Source organism: Streptosporangium sp. NPDC002524 (assembly GCF_040295985.1).
In the GTDB taxonomy this organism is placed as follows: Bacteria; Actinomycetota; Actinomycetes; order Streptosporangiales; family Streptosporangiaceae; genus Streptosporangium.
The window spans coordinates 80,819-98,847 of the sequence record NZ_JBEOWK010000004.1 but is presented as its reverse complement, the minus strand read 5'-3'; the positions used below and the strand labels follow the sequence as shown (position 1 = coordinate 98,847).

The 18,029-nt window shown below is 71.4% G+C and carries 20 protein-coding genes; 10 read left to right on the top strand and 10 right to left on the bottom strand.

Annotated elements, in window-relative coordinates; translation table 11 throughout:
• Positions 1 to 29: 29 nt before the first annotated feature.
• The 4 genes from ABT053_RS07505 to ABT053_RS07490 form a co-directional block, all read right to left on the bottom strand.
• Positions 30 to 425, bottom strand: a complete 396-nt coding sequence (locus tag ABT053_RS07505) for a hypothetical protein (protein WP_350968053.1) — start codon at positions 423 to 425, stop codon at positions 30 to 32.
• On the bottom strand, positions 401 to 1,186 hold the full coding sequence (locus ABT053_RS07500; protein ID WP_350968052.1) for an ARPP-2 domain-containing protein: 786 nt from the start codon (positions 1,184 to 1,186) through the stop codon (positions 401 to 403). Before ABT053_RS07500 ends, ABT053_RS07505 begins: the two co-directional genes overlap by 25 nt.
• Positions 1,183 to 2,685, bottom strand: a complete 1,503-nt coding sequence (locus tag ABT053_RS07495) for a hypothetical protein (RefSeq protein ID WP_350968051.1) — start codon at positions 2,683 to 2,685, stop codon at positions 1,183 to 1,185. The genes ABT053_RS07500 and ABT053_RS07495 overlap by 4 nt, the downstream gene beginning before the upstream one ends.
• A 280-nt stretch (positions 2,686 to 2,965) precedes the next feature.
• On the bottom strand, positions 2,966 to 5,113 hold the full coding sequence (locus ABT053_RS07490; RefSeq protein WP_350968050.1) for an MMPL family transporter: 2,148 nt from the start codon (positions 5,111 to 5,113) through the stop codon (positions 2,966 to 2,968).
• Between the two features lie 70 nt (positions 5,114 to 5,183).
• Here ABT053_RS07490 and ABT053_RS07485 point away from each other — a divergent pair, with 70 nt between their 5' ends.
• From ABT053_RS07485 to ABT053_RS07475, 3 genes are all read left to right on the top strand, one after another.
• Positions 5,184 to 5,654, top strand: coding sequence for a MarR family winged helix-turn-helix transcriptional regulator (locus tag ABT053_RS07485; protein WP_350968049.1), 471 nt, complete (start codon positions 5,184 to 5,186; stop codon positions 5,652 to 5,654).
• Between the two features lie 186 nt (positions 5,655 to 5,840).
• A complete protein-coding gene (locus ABT053_RS07480) occupies positions 5,841 to 6,197 on the top strand; it encodes a nucleotide pyrophosphohydrolase (RefSeq protein ID WP_350968048.1) in 357 nt (118 codons plus the stop codon).
• A 162-nt stretch (positions 6,198 to 6,359) separates the two neighbouring features.
• Entirely contained in the window at positions 6,360 to 8,201 is a 1,842-nt protein-coding gene (locus tag ABT053_RS07475) for a DNA/RNA helicase domain-containing protein (protein ID WP_350968047.1), read from the top strand.
• Positions 8,202 to 8,233: 32 nt separating this feature from the next.
• On the opposite strand, the gene ABT053_RS07470 is transcribed toward ABT053_RS07475, so the two are convergent.
• Entirely contained in the window at positions 8,234 to 8,440 is a 207-nt protein-coding gene (locus tag ABT053_RS07470) for a hypothetical protein (protein WP_350968046.1), read from the bottom strand.
• Between the two features lie 98 nt (positions 8,441 to 8,538).
• Here ABT053_RS07470 and ABT053_RS07465 point away from each other — a divergent pair, with 98 nt between their 5' ends.
• Entirely contained in the window at positions 8,539 to 8,709 is a 171-nt protein-coding gene (locus ABT053_RS07465; protein ID WP_350968045.1) for a hypothetical protein, read from the top strand.
• 31 nt (positions 8,710 to 8,740) lie between these two features.
• Here the strand turns inward: ABT053_RS07465 and ABT053_RS07460 are convergent, their stop codons facing one another.
• Complete coding sequence (locus ABT053_RS07460) at positions 8,741 to 9,424, bottom strand: DUF998 domain-containing protein (protein WP_350968044.1); 684 nt, start codon at positions 9,422 to 9,424, stop codon at positions 8,741 to 8,743.
• A gap of 113 nt (positions 9,425 to 9,537) precedes the next feature.
• Between ABT053_RS07460 and ABT053_RS07455 the strand changes: the two genes are divergently transcribed.
• A complete protein-coding gene (locus ABT053_RS07455; protein ID WP_350968043.1) occupies positions 9,538 to 10,224 on the top strand; it encodes a TetR/AcrR family transcriptional regulator C-terminal domain-containing protein in 687 nt (228 codons plus the stop codon).
• Between the two features lie 95 nt (positions 10,225 to 10,319).
• Here the strand turns inward: ABT053_RS07455 and ABT053_RS07450 are convergent, their stop codons facing one another.
• Entirely contained in the window at positions 10,320 to 10,973 is a 654-nt protein-coding gene (locus tag ABT053_RS07450) for a class I SAM-dependent methyltransferase (protein ID WP_350968042.1), read from the bottom strand.
• A gap of 38 nt (positions 10,974 to 11,011) precedes the next feature.
• On the opposite strand from ABT053_RS07450, the gene ABT053_RS07445 reads away from it, so the two are divergent.
• From ABT053_RS07445 to ABT053_RS07435, 3 genes are all read left to right on the top strand, one after another.
• Positions 11,012 to 11,437 (top strand): MerR family transcriptional regulator, encoded by a 426-nt coding sequence (locus ABT053_RS07445; protein ID WP_350968041.1) that lies wholly within the window; start codon positions 11,012 to 11,014, stop codon positions 11,435 to 11,437.
• Between the two features lie 343 nt (positions 11,438 to 11,780).
• Positions 11,781 to 12,428, top strand: coding sequence for an HD domain-containing protein (locus ABT053_RS07440; RefSeq protein WP_350968040.1), 648 nt, complete (start codon positions 11,781 to 11,783; stop codon positions 12,426 to 12,428).
• The gene (locus ABT053_RS07435; protein ID WP_350968039.1) at positions 12,416 to 13,456 is read left to right on the top strand and encodes a GlxA family transcriptional regulator; all 1,041 of its coding nucleotides are present in this window, start codon (positions 12,416 to 12,418) and stop codon (positions 13,454 to 13,456) included. Before ABT053_RS07440 ends, ABT053_RS07435 begins: the two co-directional genes overlap by 13 nt.
• A gap of 209 nt (positions 13,457 to 13,665) precedes the next feature.
• Here ABT053_RS07435 and ABT053_RS07430 read toward each other — a convergent pair whose 3' ends face one another.
• The 3 genes from ABT053_RS07430 to ABT053_RS07420 form a co-directional block, all read right to left on the bottom strand.
• Entirely contained in the window at positions 13,666 to 13,851 is a 186-nt protein-coding gene (locus tag ABT053_RS07430; protein WP_350968038.1) for a hypothetical protein, read from the bottom strand.
• Positions 13,848 to 14,801, bottom strand: a complete 954-nt coding sequence (locus ABT053_RS07425; protein ID WP_350968037.1) for a class I SAM-dependent methyltransferase — start codon at positions 14,799 to 14,801, stop codon at positions 13,848 to 13,850. Before ABT053_RS07425 ends, ABT053_RS07430 begins: the two co-directional genes overlap by 4 nt.
• Before the next feature lie 239 nt (positions 14,802 to 15,040).
• Positions 15,041 to 16,297: a cytochrome P450 gene (locus tag ABT053_RS07420; protein WP_350968036.1), complete on the bottom strand. Its 1,257-nt coding sequence runs from the start codon at positions 16,295 to 16,297 to the stop codon at positions 15,041 to 15,043.
• Between the two features lie 311 nt (positions 16,298 to 16,608).
• On the opposite strand from ABT053_RS07420, the gene ABT053_RS07415 reads away from it, so the two are divergent.
• Together ABT053_RS07415 and ABT053_RS07410 are read left to right on the top strand one after the other, a co-directional pair.
• A complete protein-coding gene (locus ABT053_RS07415; RefSeq protein WP_350968035.1) occupies positions 16,609 to 16,992 on the top strand; it encodes a hypothetical protein in 384 nt (127 codons plus the stop codon).
• A gap of 78 nt (positions 16,993 to 17,070) precedes the next feature.
• Entirely contained in the window at positions 17,071 to 18,024 is a 954-nt protein-coding gene (locus tag ABT053_RS07410) for an ABC transporter ATP-binding protein (protein ID WP_350968034.1), read from the top strand.
• Positions 18,025 to 18,029 lie beyond the last annotated feature (5 nt).

Sequence of the window (18,029 nt, the reverse complement as noted above, 5' to 3'; positions counted from 1 at the left end):
TCGCGGCCACCACGGCGAGACCGGGTGGCTCAGGACCGGCGATCGCTGCGGGCACGGGCGCGGTAGTGGTCGAGGACGTCCTGGCGGAGGAGGTGGCCGAAGCCCGCGGCTTCGATGCGCAGGCCGAGTTCGGGCTCGGTCACGCCGAGCGCGGCGGCGGTGGCGGCCACGTTCCAGCCGGTGGCGGCGAGCCTGGTCAGCAGGTGGCCGCGCCGGACCTGGTTCTCCGACAGGCGGAACGTCTTGAGGTACGCGACCCGGCCCGCCCCGTCGGTGATGAGCTCGCCGATGTGGTTCTCGCGCTGCCGCTCGAAGGTCGGCAGGAAACGGGACAGGCGATACCCGCCCATCTCGTACACGCGCTGGTAGGTGTAGTCCGCGCCCAGCAGCCCGCCCGCCATCACCTTGTCGTGAAGGCCGCCCACTCGTCCCGCTGCCGGCGGGCCCGCGCGCGCAGGTCGGCGAGCGAGCGCACCGTCGCGTCCGCGACGCGGGCGCGGAAGTCGGGCACCGGCCCGCCGAACATCGCGTAGTGGTGGATCAGCTCGCCGTACAGGTCGTGCACGAGGGTGGTGTGCAGGGCACGGTAGTCGTCGGGGTGCGGCACCACGAACACGGCGGCGAGCGCGTCCGCGACGTGGACGAGAACGCCGCACTGACCTCGGTGGATCTCGAAGACGCGCAGGGCGTCCTCCAGGCCGCTGACCTCGGCGCCCACGTACGCCTCCTCGACGCGAGGCGAGAGCCCGCGGCTGACCGCGCGGTGCGACCACTCCTCCCACGCGATCTCCGGCCCGCCGAAGTGCAGCGCCAGATACCCCTCGAGCGCCAGGTGCATGGGCAGGAAGCGCAGCCGGTTCCTGTCGGCCCGGCGGGCCATCCGGCGGTGGAACCGCAGCGACATCCGCGCGGGCGGGCGGTCACGCTCCCGAGGCTCCCGGAGCTGGGTCCCGTACGCCGCGGCGGGGGTGCCGTCGTTCGTCCAGCTCGCCACGAACCCGTGCGGGATGTAGGAGAGGTACGAGGTCCGCGAGTCCACCGCGACGACTCCGAGCTCCGCGTCGTAGAGCCGGGCGTCGAGCCGCAGGTCCTCGATCGGCTCCTCGCGGACCAGCGGGACGAGCCGTACGCCACCCCACGCCTGGGCGGGGCGGGTGGAGAGCCCGGTGAGAGCGAGATCCGTCACGCGTCCTCCCGCAGGAACACCTCGGCGCGGCGGGCCAGGTGGGCGCGCAGCTCGGCGATCCCGCTGCGTCCCTCCGCGAACCGGGCCAGCTCCACCAGGGCGACCAGGTTCTCGGCGTCGCGGATCCCGGCGGTCGGGACGGTGGGCGCGAGCCGCCGTACGTCGAAGTCGGCGGCGTCGTACACCGGGTTGAGGTGCACGACGGCGCAGGTGTGGTCCGGGTCGAGCCGGGTGCGCCAGATCCGCAGCACCTCTCCCGCGAGCCCCGGCGGTGAGTTGTCCCATCCGTCGGAGACGATGACGAGGCGCTCGGGTCCGCGTTCGAGAGCGTCGAGGACACGCTCGCCGAGCGGTGTCGCCCCGTACGGATGGACAAGCAGCGCGTCCGTACGGCCCGACAGCCACAGCGGCGTGTACTCGGAGGCCAGCGCCTCCAGCAGGAAGTGGCAGGCGAGCGGACGGCGGCGCTTGTGCCCGGAGCCGTACGCGGAGAAGCTGTCGTCGAGGACGGCGGCCACCGTGCCCCAGCGCCCGGCCTGGTCGCCCGCGATCCGGCGGGCGGCCGCGCGCAACGCCTCCGTCAGCTCGGCGCGGCGGTGGACGCGATCGTCCACCGACAGGGCGAGCACGTACGACGCCAGCCGGGTCAGCGGCATCGTGGTGAGGTCGGCCCGCACCGCGCCGGCCCCCAGGCCGCGCGCCGACTCCTGCAACCGCAGCCGCTCCAGCCGGGTGAGCCGAGGCGCGATGCGCTCCAGGAAGGTGGCGCGCGCGATGCGGTGCTTCGCCGCGAACCCCTCCGCGACCGTGTACGGCAGCCTGTAGATCGCGGCCTGCTCGTAGTGGGCCCGCCGCCAGGTCTCCAGGATCGGCGTGGCGTAGGCGGCCGGCCGGTGCGGGGTGAACAGGAACGGCCCCAGCTCCCCGCCGGGCCTCAGGTGGGCGTGGCGGACGACGTCCTTGACGGCGCCTCGGTACTTCACCGCGTCGAACGCGAGGTCGGGACGGGCCGCCAGCCAGTCCCGCATGATCGCCCTGGTGCGCCGGTTGTTGACCTTGGCCCGGTGCAGCTCGCGGAACAGCCGGTACACCCGGGGCGGTGGCAGCAGGGCGAGCCTCCGCGCGATCAGGCGCCCCTCGGCCCGGCGCTGCCCCGGATCCGCCTCCCCCGCCGTGACCAGCAGGTTTCTCACGATCAGTACGGCGTTGTGGTCGTTGACGTCCAGGGCGAGGGTGGCCGCGTACAGGTCGCGGTAGTTGCCCAGCAGGTAGCTGTGCAGGAAGTCCAGCGAGAGGCTCTGCTCGCCCGCGCCGGAGTGGAACTCGCGCTGGCCGGTGGAGGTGATCGCCGCGTTCACGAACAGCAGGACGTCCTCGGCGGCGATCAGGTCCGCGACGGTCTCGATGTGAGCGTCGATCGCCGCCTCCGGGGTGACGTACGGGGCCGGCCGGGGAACGAGGGCACAGGCTCGCAGGGGTCGGCCGAAGAACGGGAGCACGAGCTTGTACGAGGTCGGCCGGGGAGTGGGAGCACGAGCTGCGAATCATCGCTTCAAAGGCGGGTCCCGGAAGTCGCGCCGGAGTCCCGCGGCCGACCCCGGAAGGCTAGCACCGGCATACCGCCTTCTTCCGCCCTATTTCCCGCCGCCCACGCCGGAGGTCACCTGTTTCCCGTCCGGGCCGGGTGTCACTTCGGCTTTCCCCTCTGGGCCAGAGGTGCCACCTCGACCTTCCCCTCCGGTCCGGCGCGTCACCTCGACTTCTCCCCTGGGCCGGGTGTCACCTCGGCACCTCGGTCAGTTCCCGGGATTTCGGCCCCACCTCGGCACGGCCCAGACGGCTGGGCCACCAGGCCCGCCCGCCCAGGTCCCGTACCAGCGCCGGGACCAGCAGGGATCGCACCACCAGGGTGTCGAGCAGGACGCCGAAGGCGACGATGAAGGCGATCTGCGCGAGGAAGGCCAGGGGGATCACCACCAGCGCGGCGAAGGTGGCGGCGAGCACGACGCCCGCCGAGGTGATCACCCCGCCGGTGGTGACCAGCCCGCGCAGCAGCCCCTCCCGTGCCCCGTGGCGCGCGGTCTCCTCGCGCACCCTGGACATGAGGAAGATGTTGTAGTCCACCCCCAGCGCGACCAGGAAGACGAAGCCGTACAGCGGAACGGACGCGTCGACGCCGGTGAAGCCGAACACGTGCGTGAAGACCAGCGTGGAGACACCGAGGGTGGCCAGGAAGTTCAGTGCCACGGTGACCACCAGGAGCACGGGCGTCGTCAGCGAGCGCAGCAGGACGATCAGGATGAGCAGGATGATCGCCAGGACGACCGGGACGATGAGCAGCGTGTCGTTCCTCGCGGTCTCCGTCGTGTCGTACCGCTGGGCGCTGTAACCGCCGACCATGACGCCGTTCTCAGCGTTCTCAGCGTTCCCGGTGTTCCCGGCGTTCCCGGCGTTCTCGGGGGCGAGCGCGGCGCGCAGGCGCCTGACCGTGTCCTGGGCGGCGTCGCCGTCCGGCGCGTCGTCCAGCGTCGCCTCCACCAGCGCGAGCCCGTCGACGACCTTGGGGGCGTCACCCGGCCGTCCGCTCCGGGTCACCACCTCGGCGCCGGACACGCCCTCGACGCCCCCGGCCGTCTCCGCCAAGGCCTCGGCACGCCCGGCGGGGACGACGATGACCGCGGGCTGCCCCGAGCCGCCGGGGAAGTGCTCGCTCAGCGTCGCCTGCGCCGCCACCGACGGCGCGTCGTTCACGAAGGTCTCGTCCAGCGGCACCCCTCTGGCGTTCAGCTGCGGCGCGAGGAGGGCGAGGGCGACGAGGGGCAGGACGGTGGCGATCCAGAGGCGGCGCGGACGGCGGTCGACCAGGGTGGCCACCCGGCCCCAGATCCCACGCGCCTCGGCGCCGGACACGTCCGCCGGGCGCGGCTTCGCGGGCCACAGGGCGGCGCGGCCCAGCAGGACGAGAGCGGCGGGCAGGAAGGTGAGCGCGCTGAGAGCGGCACACGCGATGCCGATGGCGCCCACCGGGCCGAGCGCGCGGTTGTTGGTCAGGCCGCTGAGCAGCAGCGCGAGCAGGGCGAGGGCCACCGTGGCGGCACTGGCGACGATCGGCTCGAACGAGCGCCGCAGCGCGACGCGGCCCGCGGTGAAGCGGTCGCCGGTCGTGGCGAGTTCCTCCCGGAAGCGGGCGGTCAGCAGCAACGCGTAGTCGGTGGCCGCGCCGATGACCAGGATGAACAGGATGCCCTGCACCTGTCCGTCGACCCGGACGATGTCGCGGTCGGCGAGGAAGTACACCACGGCGCACGCCAGGCCGAGCGCGAATACCGCGCCGCCGATGATGACGAGCGGAAGCAGGACGCTCCGGTACACCGCCAGCAGGATGATCAGAACGGTGATCAGCGCCACCCCGAGGAGCAGGCCGTCGATCCCGGCGAAGGCGTCGGACAGGTCGGCCCGGGTGGCCGCCGGCCCCGCGAGCTGAGCCCGCAGGCCGTCGACCGCCACCGCCGAGCCGATCCGGTCGAGGGTCTCCCCGAGCGAGCCCTCGACGTCGGGGCCGAGCTGGATCACTCCCTGCAGCGCCTGGCCGTCGTCCGACGGGATGGAAGGCGAGGGCGTCCCGACGACGCCCTCCGTCCCGCGCAGCGAGGCGAGCGCCCGGGTCGCCGCGTCGCCCTGCTCGGGCGTGACGTCCCTGCCGTCCGCGGTCCACACCACGATGAGCGGCTGCGTCGCGTCCTGGCGGAACCGCTCCTGCACCTCCAGGACGCGGGTCGACTCCGCGCTCTGCGGCAGGAACGCGGCCTGGTCGTTGGTGGACACCTCGGTGAGCTTGCCCGCGAACGGCCCCAGCCCTCCCCCGACGGCCAGCCAGACCAGCACCAGCATCGCCGGGACAAGCCAGCGGATCGATTGCCGCGCCATGAGATCACCTTTCCCACATATAACTCAACCATTAAGTATCTCAATGATTGAGTTAAAGTAGCATGGCCGTATGGACGGCGACAGCGAGGAAGGCATCGACCTGCTGTCCTTCGCAGTGCGGCTGCGCCGGATGACCGCCGAGTTCAACCGCATCGCCCACGAGTTCGCCCACGAGCACGGGCTGCACCCCACCGACGTCCAGGCCCTGATGAAGATCTTCGACGCTCCGTCGCCGATCACGCCGAGCCGGCTGCGGGAGGAGCTGAACCTCACCTCGGGTGCCATCACCGCGTGCCTCGACAGGCTGGAGCGGGCCGGGCACATCCGCCGGGTCCGCGACGCGCACGACCGGCGCGTGGTCCACCTGCACTACCTCGACGCGGCACAGGAACTCGCCGCGGTCTTCTTCCGCCCGCTCGGCCGCGGCACGGACAACGTCCTGCGGCGCTTCGGCCCCGAGGAGCTGCGCACCGTGGCCACCTTCCTCGACGCCATGAACGAGGAACTCGACGCACTACGAGCCGCGCCGGGTTCTCGTTGACCCCGCTCCCGGCCGCGCGGCCCGGCCGGAGGTCGGCAACCGATCCAGCCGCGCCTCACCCCTGTGTTCCTCGTCCACACGTCCGGGCGGGAGTCGCGGAAGTCCTGGTACGGCGAGCTCGCCGAGGTGACCGCCCCCGTGCGGGCTGCCGGTGGTTTTGATCGCCGCTGCCTGTAACGTGCCTCCATGACAGAGCTTGAGGAACTGGCCGGAAAACTTCGGCGGTTCGCCGAGGTCAGGGACTGGGAGAGGTTCCACACGCCGAAGAACCTGGCCATGGCTCTGGCCGGCGAGGTCGGCGAGTTGCTCGCGGAGCTCCAGTGGCTGACGCCCGGGGAGGCCGCGAGCGTCATGGACGATCCCGAGGCCGCCGAGCGCCTCAGGTCCGAGGTGGCCGACGTCATGATCTATCTGACCCGGCTCGCCGACGTACTGGGGATCGACCTCGTCGAAGCCGCCCACGCCAAGCTCGACCAGAGCGACCGGCGTTACGACGCGGAGACCTATCGGGGGTCGGCCAGGAAGGCCCCGCCTCTCGCCTGATTTTGTCGGATGATCGCTGTAATGTGCCTGGCGTAGTGATGCGGCCCGACGGGCTTCCGCTCGTCGTCTGAGCGCGGACACGCCCCCACACCGCACGAGTCTCTCGTGCTGCCTGGGGGTAGGTCCGTGACGGCATTTCGGCATTCCGCCGAAAGTCTGGCCATGCTGGCGACCGACGGTTCGGTTCCCGAACGACGGTTGAGCGAAGTCATCGCCGAGCACCTCCGAAGGACCGCGCGCATCAACCCCTCCGACGCCGAGCGCAGGTCCTGGGACCGCAGCCTCCCCGTCCTCGCCCGCGACCTGGTCGACGCCGGGCTCGGTGCCGTCGAGATGCTGGTCGAGTACCAGCTCCCGCTGACCAGCAAGCGCGCCGACGTGGTCCTCGCCGGGGTCGACCGCCGCACGGGCGGTGACGCGTACGTGGTGGTGGAGCTGAAGCAGTGGAGCCAGGCCGAGCTGTTCGAGGGCGATCCCAAACTCGTGCTCGTCGGAGGCGTGTCCGGCGACCCCCGGCTGCACCCGGTGCTCCAGGTCGAGAACTACTGCGAGTACATCGCCGACTTCGTCGCGGCCCTGGAGGGGCGGAGTGACGTGCTCAGAGGCGTGGCCTACCTGCACAACGCGGCCGACCTCGACGTCGAGGACCTCTACGGGGAGGTGCTGGGCGAGCAGGGCCGTATGTTCACCAAGAGCCGTCGCGGAGCCTTCCTCGACTACCTCCGCGAGCGGTTCGCCCCCGAGTCGGGCGCGGGCGCGGCCGACCGGTTGCTCACCAGCGCCGTCCGTCCCTCCAAGCAGCTTCTCAAACTCGCCGCCGCGGAGATCAGGGACCGCGAGCAGTTCGTGCTGCTCGACGAGCAGCGGCTGGCGTACGAGATTGTGCTGAACTCCGTCGCCAGGGCGCGCGGGGCGGACTCGAAGGAGGTCGTCATCGTCAGCGGCGGCCCGGGAAGCGGCAAGAGCGTCATCGCGCTGTCCCTGCTGGGCGAGCTGTCGCGACAGGGTCGCGACGTCATGCACGCCACGGGGTCCCGCTCGTTCACCGAGACGCTGCGCCGGGTGCCGGGCAAGGGCTCCTCGAAGGTGAAGAACCTCTTCAAGTACTTCAACAGCTTCACGAAGGCCGAGCGCAACGGTCTCGACGTCCTCATCTGTGACGAGGCGCACCGGATCCGGGAGACCTCGCAGAACCGCTACACCCCGGCCCACCTGCGCAGCGACCGGCGCCAGGTCGACGAGCTGATCGACGCCGCCAGAGTGCCCGTCTTCCTGCTGGACGAGCACCAGGTGGTGCGACCCGGCGAGATGGGCACCGTGGCCGAGATCAGGAGTCACGCGGAAGCGCGCGGGTTCCGGGTTCACGAGGTCTCCCTCGACGAGCAGTACCGCTGTGGCGGCAGCCGCGCGTACGAGGAGTGGGTGCTTCGCCTCCTCGGCCTGCGAGCCGGCGGCCCCGTGCCGTGGCTCGGCGACGACCACTTCTCGGTCTCGGCGGCCGGTTCGCCGCAGGAGCTCGAGGCCCTGCTGCGATCGAAGCTGGACAAGGACTACTCGGCCCGGATGACGGCCGGATTCTGCTGGCCGTGGAGCGATCCTCGAAAGGACGACACACTCGTCCACGATGTGCGAATCGGCGACTGGTCCCGTCCGTGGAACGTCAAGGGCGACCGCGCCGTGGGCGACGCGCCCGCGAGCGCGCTGTGGGCGACCCAGGACGGCGGCTTCGAGCAGGTCGGCTGCGTCTACACCGCCCAGGGCTTCGAGTACGACTGGAACGGCGTGATCATCGGCCCCGACCTGGTCTACCGCGACGGCAGGCTCGTCACCGTCCGGGCGGCGAGCAAAGACCCGGCTCTCACTCGCGGGACCAGCGACGAGCAGGCGGACCGGTTGATCCGCAACACCTACAAGGTCCTGCTCACCCGCGGGATGGCCGGCACCCACGTCTGGTCCGTCGACGCGCGGACCCAGGAGTTCATCGAGCAACTGATGCGGGCCTGAGGGCCCGGAGCGACACCGAACGAGCGACGCGTTCAGAGCCCGCGCCTGCTGCTCCTGGCGGGGCGTACCTGGAAGGGCGACTGGACCGACTGGGAGCGGCGGCGCTGCTTCGTCGAACCCGTGGAGGGAACCGGAGGGGAGGTCCGATGGACGTCCACCGCGTCCGGTGGCACGTCCTTCGCGACGGCCCGTGCCATGCGGGACGTCGCCCTGGGCGCCGAGCCTCCGGTACGGCTCACCCGCCGGGCTGTCGACGCACTCGCCGAAGTGCGGGCCGGGACCTACGACACCGTCCACCCCGACTGCACAGTGATCGCGCGCCAGGACGGCGACCTTCGTGCCCCTCCATCTCCGGCACCCGCAGGTGGACGACAGGGCGCTGAACGGGCTCAAGTTCAACACCGTGCTACCTCGCGGGCTCGCCGTCGAGACACTGGCCGCCCGCCTGGCCGACTTTTCCGCCGCGGCATCCGTACTCGGCGAGCCGACACGTCTTCTGGTCCGGTGATCGCCACGTCCGCACCACCGTGACCTTCTTCTCACCCGATGCCGGACCTGGTCTGCGTGTGTGATGCGCGCATCCGTACCGCGAGTGCCGCGGCCCACCCCCAGCCCAGGAGGGCGATGGCTCGGAGGAGCAGGCTCAGCGGCCGGGAGTCCTCGCCGCTGTCCGACAGCAGTCCCGCCAGCACGTAGAGGGCGGGAAGCGCCACGCCGGTGGCCGCGCAGTAGAGGGCCCATCCGCGCTCTCCCCGTACGGCGAAGTAGCGGGTGAAGACGAAGCACGCCGCGACCAGTGCGACGAACACCAGGCCGAAAGCGGCGCCGTGCAGGATGTAGCCCAGGCCGGGGTCGTCGGGGAGGCCCTGCGGCGCGCCGGGCGGGTAGCCCCACGCCGGTTCGAAGCGGAAGACACCGGTCCCGACCAGGCCGGTGCCGTACGCGCCGATCAGTAGCGGCCCCCAGGTCCCGCCGCGGCCCGGACGCAGCGCCCGCCACAGCCCTGCCGCGAACGCGACGTTCAGCAGGCCTGTGATCACGAAGTTGGCGATCTGGATCCACCCCAGGTCGCCCAGGCTCAGCATGCTGAGCGGCTGCCGCCGGGGGTCGAAGTCCGCGCGCGCGTAGTCCTGGATCACGACCACGAGGACGAACAGCGGCCCGGCGACGGCACCGCAGGTCAGCAGCGCCCTCGTGAGCCGCTGTTCTCGCATGGTGGACATGCTTCTCCCCTCCGCGGCCGACACTCCTGGGGTGTCCGGCACGCGAGTTTTCCTTAGCAGTGCTAAGTGCGCGTCGCCGTCATGCTTCCTTAGCGCTGCTAAGGTGTCAACCGATGGGTGAGAACAACGAGAACAAGCGGGGAGCCGGCCTGACCCGGCAGATGATGATCGACACGGCGCTGCGGCTGCTCGACGAGGTCGGCCTGGACGGGCTGACGGTGCGCAGGCTCGCCTCGGAGCTGGGGGTCCAGTCGCCCGCCCTGTACTGGCACCTGCGCAACAAGCAGGAGCTGCTCGACGGGATGGCCGACGCGATCGTCCTGGCCGCCGGGATGGGACCGCCCCGCGACGGCGAGCCCTGGCAGGACTGGCTCGCCCGCCGGGCCCGCGCGTACCGCGCCTCCCTGCTCGCCCACCGCGACGGCGCCCGCCTCGTCGCCAACGCCGCGAGCCTGAGCCCGGCGACGATCAGGATGTTCGACGAGGAGCTGACCGCGATGGTCGGCCGGGGCTTCACCCCGGTCCTGGCGTTGCGTACGATCACCGCCCTCACCCGCTACGTCAACGGGTGCGTCCTCCAGGAGCAGACAGAGCGTCGGGAGGACGCGGACGCGCCTCCGGACCGGCTCGCGGCGCTGGCCGGATTGCTCGACGGGGGCGGCGGGGGCGACGGGGGCAGGGAGGCCACCCTGATCGCGGCGCTCCGCGACAGCGGCGGCTCCTTCGGCGAGGACGCCTTCGAACACGGCCTCCAAGCCCTGATAGACGGTACGGCCACCGCCCTGGCCCGCACGGCCTGAGTCGTGTTCGTCCGGTCGGCTCGCACCCTTCACCCGTCCGGCGCGCATCGGATGGGTGACGACCCGATGCACGCCGCCCGCTCACCGCGCGGCGGTCATGACGGCGTGCCGGTCGGATTGTCGGCGAGCACGCAGGCGGCGGGTGGGTCGAGGTCGAGGGTCTCGACGCGGAGGTGGACGAAGCCGGCTTGGGTGAGCATGTCCTGGAGCTCTTGGGCGGCTCGGGTCGTGGTGTCGCGGGTGGCGCCGGGGCAGCGGGGCTGGCTGACGAGCGCGATGCGTCCCACGGGGCGGAGCAGGCGGCGCAGTTCGCGAAGCCGTTCCACCGGGTCGGGCCAGAATCCTGCGGAGTTGACGGCGAGGACGGCGTCGAGCGGTTCGCCGAAGCTCGGGAGCCGCTCCACGGAGGCGTGCGTGAGGCGCACGCGGCGGGCGCGGACGGCGGCGGCGTTGCGACGGGTCGCTTGGCGGACCATGGCCAGGGAGTGGTCGACGCCGAAAACGTGGCCCCGGGTGGCACGGGCGGCGAGCTCGGCGATGGCGATGCCGGGACCGAAGCCGATCTCCAGCACCCGGTCGGTGGGCCGTACGTCCAGCAACGACACTGCCCAGATGTTGCGCCGCCGGTTGGAGTGGCGGTGAGCGAAGATCCAGCCGACCACCCGCCCGACGATGCCCCGGGGGTGGTGCGCCTGGCTCACCAGTTCTCTGAGCGCGCGTTGCCTGAGGGACGTACTCGCTGTTCGCATGATCGGCAGTCAACGGCTTCAAGTACGCTTGAAGTCAAATGGACGAGCAGCTGACGATCGGCGAACTGGCGAGCCGCACCGGTGTCGCCACCTCCGCTCTGCGCTACTGGGAGGAGCTGGGCCTGCTCCCGGCGCCGACCCGGGTCTCGGGCCAGCGGCGTTACCCGCCGTCGGCGGTCGAGCTGGTCGGGGTGGTGCTGCTGCTGCGAGATGTCGGTTTCACGCTGCGAGAGGTCAAGGCGTTCGTCGCGTCCCGGTCGCCGGACGGCGACGGCTGGCGGGAGCTGTGCCGGCGCAAGCTCGCCGAGCTGGACCGGCGGATCGCCCGGGCCCAGGCGGCACGCACCGCCATCGCCCACGGCCTGGCCTGCCCGCACGAGGACATCTTCGGGTGCTCCAACTTCGCCGGCGTGGTCACGGCACGCTTGGCGGGATCGTCTCTCGAAGAGGCTCATTCGCACTGACCTCGTTGTCGGGACAGGCCGCCTCATTGCCCGCGTGCGAGATCGTCACGGATGACGGCTCCGAGATCGGCTCGCCGGGCCTGAGGTGACCGCGAAGCCACAAGGCCGCGAGGCCGCGAGATCGCGAGACTGCGAAGCCACGAGATCGCGATGGCCGCGTAGGAGGGCTTGCTGTCCCTTCTCGGCTTCCCGGGCCTGGACCTCTTTTCCCCGCCGTGGATTCCGGATGATGTCCGTATCTGTGGGCTACTGGGCCCCACGGTCATGGCGTCGCGATTGGGCGGTTCGTAGATTGGAGGTGCCGCCGGAGGGGCCGGGGGCGTCGTGAGCAGGGGTGATGGCGATGAACGGGGACTTCTCAGCACCGGCCGGGATACGGGTGCCGGACTCGACGCTGGCGAGGGAGGCGACCGCGCTGGTACGCGACAGCACGAGCGAGCTGATCTACGACCACTCGCGCCGGGTGTACTTCTTCGGCGCCCTGCGGGGACGTGACCGGGGTCTGGACTTCGACCCCGAGCTGCTCTACGTCGCGGCCATGTTCCACGACCTGGGCCTGGGCGAGCCCTTCCACGGCAGCGGGCGGCGTTTCGAGGTCGACAGCGCCGACGAGGCCCGCCGTTTCCTGCGGGAGCATCAGGTGCCCGAGGACGGCGTCCGCCGGGTGTGGACCGCGATCGCCCTGCACACCACCCCGGGCGTCCCCGAGTTCATGGAGCCGGAGGTGGCGCTGGTGACGGCGGGGGTGGAGTACGACGTGCTGGGCATCGGCTACGACGACATCGGCGAGGCCGACCGGGCGGCGGTCGTGGCCCTGCACCCGCGCCCCGGCTTCAAGCGGCGCATCCTCGGCGCCTTCACCGAGGGGATCCGGGACAAGCCGGAGACCACGTTCGGCAACGTGAAGGCCGACGTGCTCGCCCACTACGTTCCCGGGTTCGTGCGCGGTGACTTCGTACGTACGATCCTGGACTCGCCGTGGCCCGAGTGACGTCGGGCAGGCGGGCGGAGCACGTGGTCGCGGTGGTGGCCTTCGACGGCGTGCAACTCCTGGACGTCACCGGTCCCGCCGAGGTCCTCACCACGGCCAACGGCTTCGGCGCCCGTTACGCGGTACGGGTCGTCTCCCCGTCCGGCGCGGACGTACGTACCTCCTCCGGGGTGCGTATCGGGGTGGACGGGGCACTGGAGGGCCTGCCCGCGCGGCTGGGCACGGTCGTCGTCCCCGGCCGCCACGACTGGCGGCGGGCCGTGGCCGACGAGGACCTGCTCACCTTGGTCACGGAGCTCGCCCGTCGCTCGGCGCGGGTCACCTCGGTGTGTGCCGGGGCCTTCGTGCTGGCGCAGACGGGCGTGCTCGACGGGCGGCGCGCCGCCACCCACTGGCGGCTCGCCGCGCAGCTGGCGGCGGCCTATCCCCGGGTGAGGGTCGAGCCGGACCCGGTGTTCGTCAGGGACGGCCACGTCGTCACCTCCGCCGGTGTCACCGCGGGGATCGACCTGGCGCTGTCGCTGGTCGAGGCCGACCACGGGGCCGGTCTCGCGCGCGACGTCGCCCGCGAGCTGGTCGTCTTCATGGCCCGCCCCGGAGGGCAGTCCCAGTTCAGCGCCCGCCTGGCCCCGTGCGAGACGGCGCACCCGGTGCTGCGGCCCGTGATGGACGGGGTCGTGGCCGACCCGGCCGCTCCGCACAGTCTGGAGTCCCTGGCCCGTGACGCCGGTGTCAGCGCCCGCCACCTCAGCAGGCTCTTCCGCCGCGAGACGGGGACGACCCTGGGGCACTACCTCGAATCGGTACGGCTGGAGGCCGCCCGGACCCTCCTCGAAGCGGGGAACGACCCCGTGGAGAAGGTGGCCGAGGAGTCCGGTTTCGGGTCCGCGGAGACCATGCGCCGCGTCTTCCAGCACACCCTGGGCATCGCCCCGACCACCTACCGGGCACGCTTCCGCACCACCATCACCGCGACTACCGCCACCGTCCAGCCCGCCTCTGACGGGCGTCCGCCATGGTCAGGGTGACGGCGAGGACCCGTTTCCAGGTGTCCGTACGCGGTCCACCCGGCCAGGCGTTCGTGTACGGTCCGGGCTCACCGGCCTTCCGCGCGACGGCCTCAAGGGGCCGGATCGGCCGGTGGCGGCGGCTCGATCCGGTCCCGTGTCGCGTCGGTGGTCACCGGCCGGACGGACAGGTCCGATCGGCTGACCGTCCCGTCGGGGAGGAGACGGCTCTAGTAACGGGGTTTGCGGCTCAGGGCGACGCCGGCCACCAGGAAGATGCCGCCGATCACCCCCGCGCCTATCGCTCCGGGGGTGTTGGCGGGGGTGCTGCTCGCCTGGAGGACGGCGGTGACGATGCCCATCACGCCGCTGATGTAGCAGAAGATCGTGATGAAGATCTTGACGTTGGTGCTCACTGGATTCCTTCGGTGGTGTGACGGCCGCCGGGCGGCGCGTCGGGGGCGGTACCGGCTGCGGTGAACCCGAGGAGCATCACCCAGGCGTTGGGGTCTGCGCGGAACCGGTTCCAGCGGTCGGCTGCGAGGGCGAACTCGCGGAGCGACAGCACACCGGCCGCGAGGAGCGGCTGCAGCCGTCCCGGGCCGAGGTGGGGGGCGAAGTCATCCGTGGGTCGGGTGTCGTTGGTCGTGGCGAACGGGCGAAGGGCGACCTCCGTGAAGCCGGTGTCACGTAACAGGCGGGTGAGGCGGCGGCCGATCGTGCGGTCGCCGCCGGCGGCTTGCTGGGTCGCCGCCAGCTTGGCGTGGATCCCGGCCAGTTCCGGGTAGGCCGGCTCGGCCAGGCCCCAGCAGGAGGCGTCCACCTCGGTGACCAGGACGCGGCCACCGGGGCGGAGGATCCTGCGGGCCTCGGCGAGGGCCGGTGCGGGGTCGGGGAGATGCTGAAGGACGTACCTGAGGAGTACGTATCCCGCGCTCGCCGTTTCCAGCGGCAGGTCGGCGGCGTCGGCGACGATCAGCTCGGCACCGGTGCCCTCGGCGTGGGCGAGCAGGTCCGGGTCGATGTCCACGGCGACGAGCGACAGGTCGGGCATGGCCCGGCGCAACCGCCTGGTGATCGCGCCCGACCCCGCGCCGACCTCGACCAGCGGGCCGTCCGGCGCGGTCAGGCCCAGCTCGCGCAGCAGGCTCAGTTCCTCGTCGAACGAGAGCGCCGCCTGGGCCTCCAGCCGCGCCAGCTCGCCCGCCATCCCGCCCGCCGTGGTGGCGGCGGGGTTGTACGAACCGGCGTTCGGCGCCGGGGAGGCCGGGGGGACGGGGTTTCGCGAGGGGGAAGCCCACCGCGCGGGGTCGTCGTGGTCGGTGACGGTCGCCGTGGAGTGCGGGGAGGTGGGGGTGGTCGTCATCGGAGGCTCACGATCGTGTGCGTGACGTGCTGCGGGCGGGGATCATCGAGGGCCATCGGGGTTCATCGGTGGTCATCGGGGGTTCACGACCATGTGCGTGCCGTACTTCCCAGGGTGGTCATACACGTGACGTGCCGCGGGTGGCGGTCATCGGGGGCTCACGGTCATACGCGTGACGTGCCGCGGGCGGTGGTCATCGGGGGCTCACGGTCATACGCGTGACGTGCCGCGGGTGGCGGTCATCGGGGGCTCACGGTCATGCGCATGCCGTGCTTCGGCCGTAGTGTCACCAGGGCCTCCGGCTCCACCGGGAAGCCGGGTTCCAGCGTGAGCCGTACCGACTGGGAGAGCATCGCCAGGACCAGCGTCGCCTCGATCAGGGCGAGGTGCTGGCCGATGCAGATACGCTCGCCGCCGCCGAACGGCAGGTACAGGTGGCTCGGGAGGTCGGCGCCGTCGAAACGGTCGGGTACGTACGCATCGGGGCGGTCCCAGTAGCGGGGGTCGCGGTGCAGGACCCACTGGCTGACGCAGACGAGCGTGCCGGGCGGTACCGGGTGGCCGTCGAGCTCGTCGGGCCCGGTCGCGCGGCGGGAGATCAGCCAGACCGGGGGGTACAGGCGCATCGCCTCCTGTACGGCCCGGCGGCACAGCGGCAGGTCGGGCAGGTCCTCGGCGGTGGGACGGCGGGTGCCCAGGACGCGGTCGACCTCGTCGCGGATCCGCCCGGCCTCCTCCGGGTGGCGGTCCAGGAGGTAGAGGGTCCAGGTCAGGGACTTGGCGGTGGTCTCGTGCCCGGCCATGATCAGGGTGAGGACCTGGTCGCGGAGGTCGGTGTCCGTGAGGGAGCCGAGCATCGTGTCGAGCAGGGTGCCGGTGGTCCGCGGGGAGGCGCGGCGGGAGGCGATGACCGTACGCGTGATCATGTCGAGGAGGGCGCGGGCGCGTACGTAGCCCTGTCGCCTGCGGACCGTGTCGGCCGGGTCGGGATCGGGGTCGGGTACGTAGTGGCCGATGAAGCGGTTGACGTCGTCCACCGCCCGGCCGAACCCGTCGCCCGCCGCGCCGAGGTCCACGTCGAGCACCGCGCGGGTCAGGATCGACAGGGTGAGCGAGGTGAGGTGGTGGTCGATCGGCTGGGGGGCGCCGGTCTCCGCGGGGCCGCGCCAGCGGGCCAGCAGGGCGGCGGTCTCGTCGGTGATGATCTCGTCGAAGGAGGCGACCTCGCTGCGGCGGAAGGCCGGGGCGCACAGCCTGCGCTGACGTGACCACTCCGCGCCGGTGCTGGTGAGCAGGCCGTTCCCGAGCAGCGGGCGCAGCATGTGGTCGTCCGGCGTGTTCTCCTTCGTGTAGTTGCCGACGTTGTCCTTGAGGATGTGCCGGGCGAGGTCCGGGCGGTGCGCCATGAAGACGGTCTCGCCGTTCGCGTGGTGGCCGGTGACGTCGCCGTAGCGGCGGGCCAGGCCGGTCACGAACCCCAGCGGATCGCTACGCATGTCCCCCATGTCCACCGGGCCGGACGGGCCGGGGGGAAACCGCGTGCCGGTAGTGGTCACCGACACCTCCGTTCAACGTGCCTAAGTATCTCCATTACGTATTCACGGGTGCCGGATATACGTATTGAGTATTATTGATGATTCCATCCGTACTGTGGGATGCTGCTAATGTAACACCGCGTCGAAGAAGGTATCAATACTTACATGAATGGCGAATAAATTAAGTCTTGGTATGCGCCGCCCGGCATGCGAGAGTCCATTTCAGTTGCCGACGCAGAAAGCGGCGGCAAACACCCGAGAGGGAGAATCGCATGGCACTCGAGCCGCAGGAGCGCGCGGAATTCATCAACGCCTACACCCGCACGCTCATCACCGCCTGGTCGGACGAGGAGTACGCGGCCCGGCTGACCGCGAACCCGCGTGCCGCGCTGGCCGAGTCCGGGCTGGTCGTCCCGGAGGACGCCGAGATCGTCATCGTCCGGCACATCCCCGAGGGGCACGAGGAGGGCAACCTGGACGTCCAGGTCGGTCTGTGGGAGGTGGGCCTGGCCACCGGGCAGTTCGAGTTCCACATCCCTGAGACGCCGGTGGTCGACGCCACCGAGCTCAGCGAGGGCGACCTTTCCGACATCGCGGCCGGCGCCGACATGGCCGCCTGCTACTACTGCTGCTGCCCCTGCTGCTGCTGCACCTGATTTCCGGCGCCATTCTCGCCGTGATTTCCGCCGTGATTCACAAAATCCCGTTCCCGTCTCCATCGGAGGATTAAGTCGATGGCTTCCGCCGCCGCGGAAAACGATCCGGTCGCCGTCACCGGTCTGAGCAAGCGTTACGGAGAGCACACGGTGCTCACCGATCTGAGCCTGCGGGTGCACCCGGGCGAGGTGTTCGCTCTCCTCGGGCCGAACGGCGCGGGGAAGACCACGACCGTCGAAATACTGACGGGAGTACGGCGGCGGAGCGGTGGAGACGTACAGGTCCTCGGCCAGGATCCGGCCAGGGACCCGCGGGAATGGCGGGCGCGTATCGGGGTGGTCAGCCAGTCCACCGGCGCCTACCCCGATCTCACCGTGGGTGAGGTGGTGAGACAGTTCGCCGCCATGTACCCCAGGCCGCTGCCGCCCACGCAGGTGCTCGACATGGTCGGCCTGGGACCGTACGAGAAGAAGAGGACCACGGAACTCTCCGGGGGCCAGCAGCGCCGCCTGGACGTGGCGGTCGGCGTGGTCGGCGACCCCGAACTGATCTTCCTCGACGAGCCCACCACCGGGCTCGACCCGGTCGCCCGCCGCGAGGCGTGGGAGCTGGTGCGGTTCTTCTCCGGGCGCGGCCGCACCACGGTGCTGACGACCCACTATTTGGACGAGGCCGAGACGCTCGCCACGCGGGTGGGTGTGATCGCGGGCGGGCGGCTGGTGGCCTGCGGGCCGCCGGGCGAGCTGGGCGGGCGGGAGACGACCCCGGCCACCGTGTCGTTCCGGCGTTCCGAGTCACTGGCGGGCCGGGACCTTCCCGACCTGCCCAGGGGGGCGGTGCTCGAACCGGGGCCGGCGGGCGCGGGTGACCCGGTCACCGTGCTGACCTCGGAGCCCACTCAGCTGGTGAGCCTGCTGGGGGCCTGGGCCGGGACCGAGCTGCCCGACCTGACCGTGCACCGGCTCACCCTGGAAGAGATCTATCTCAACCTCATCGACCGGCACCGGGAACAGCCGGAGGGGAACAGGTGAGCGTC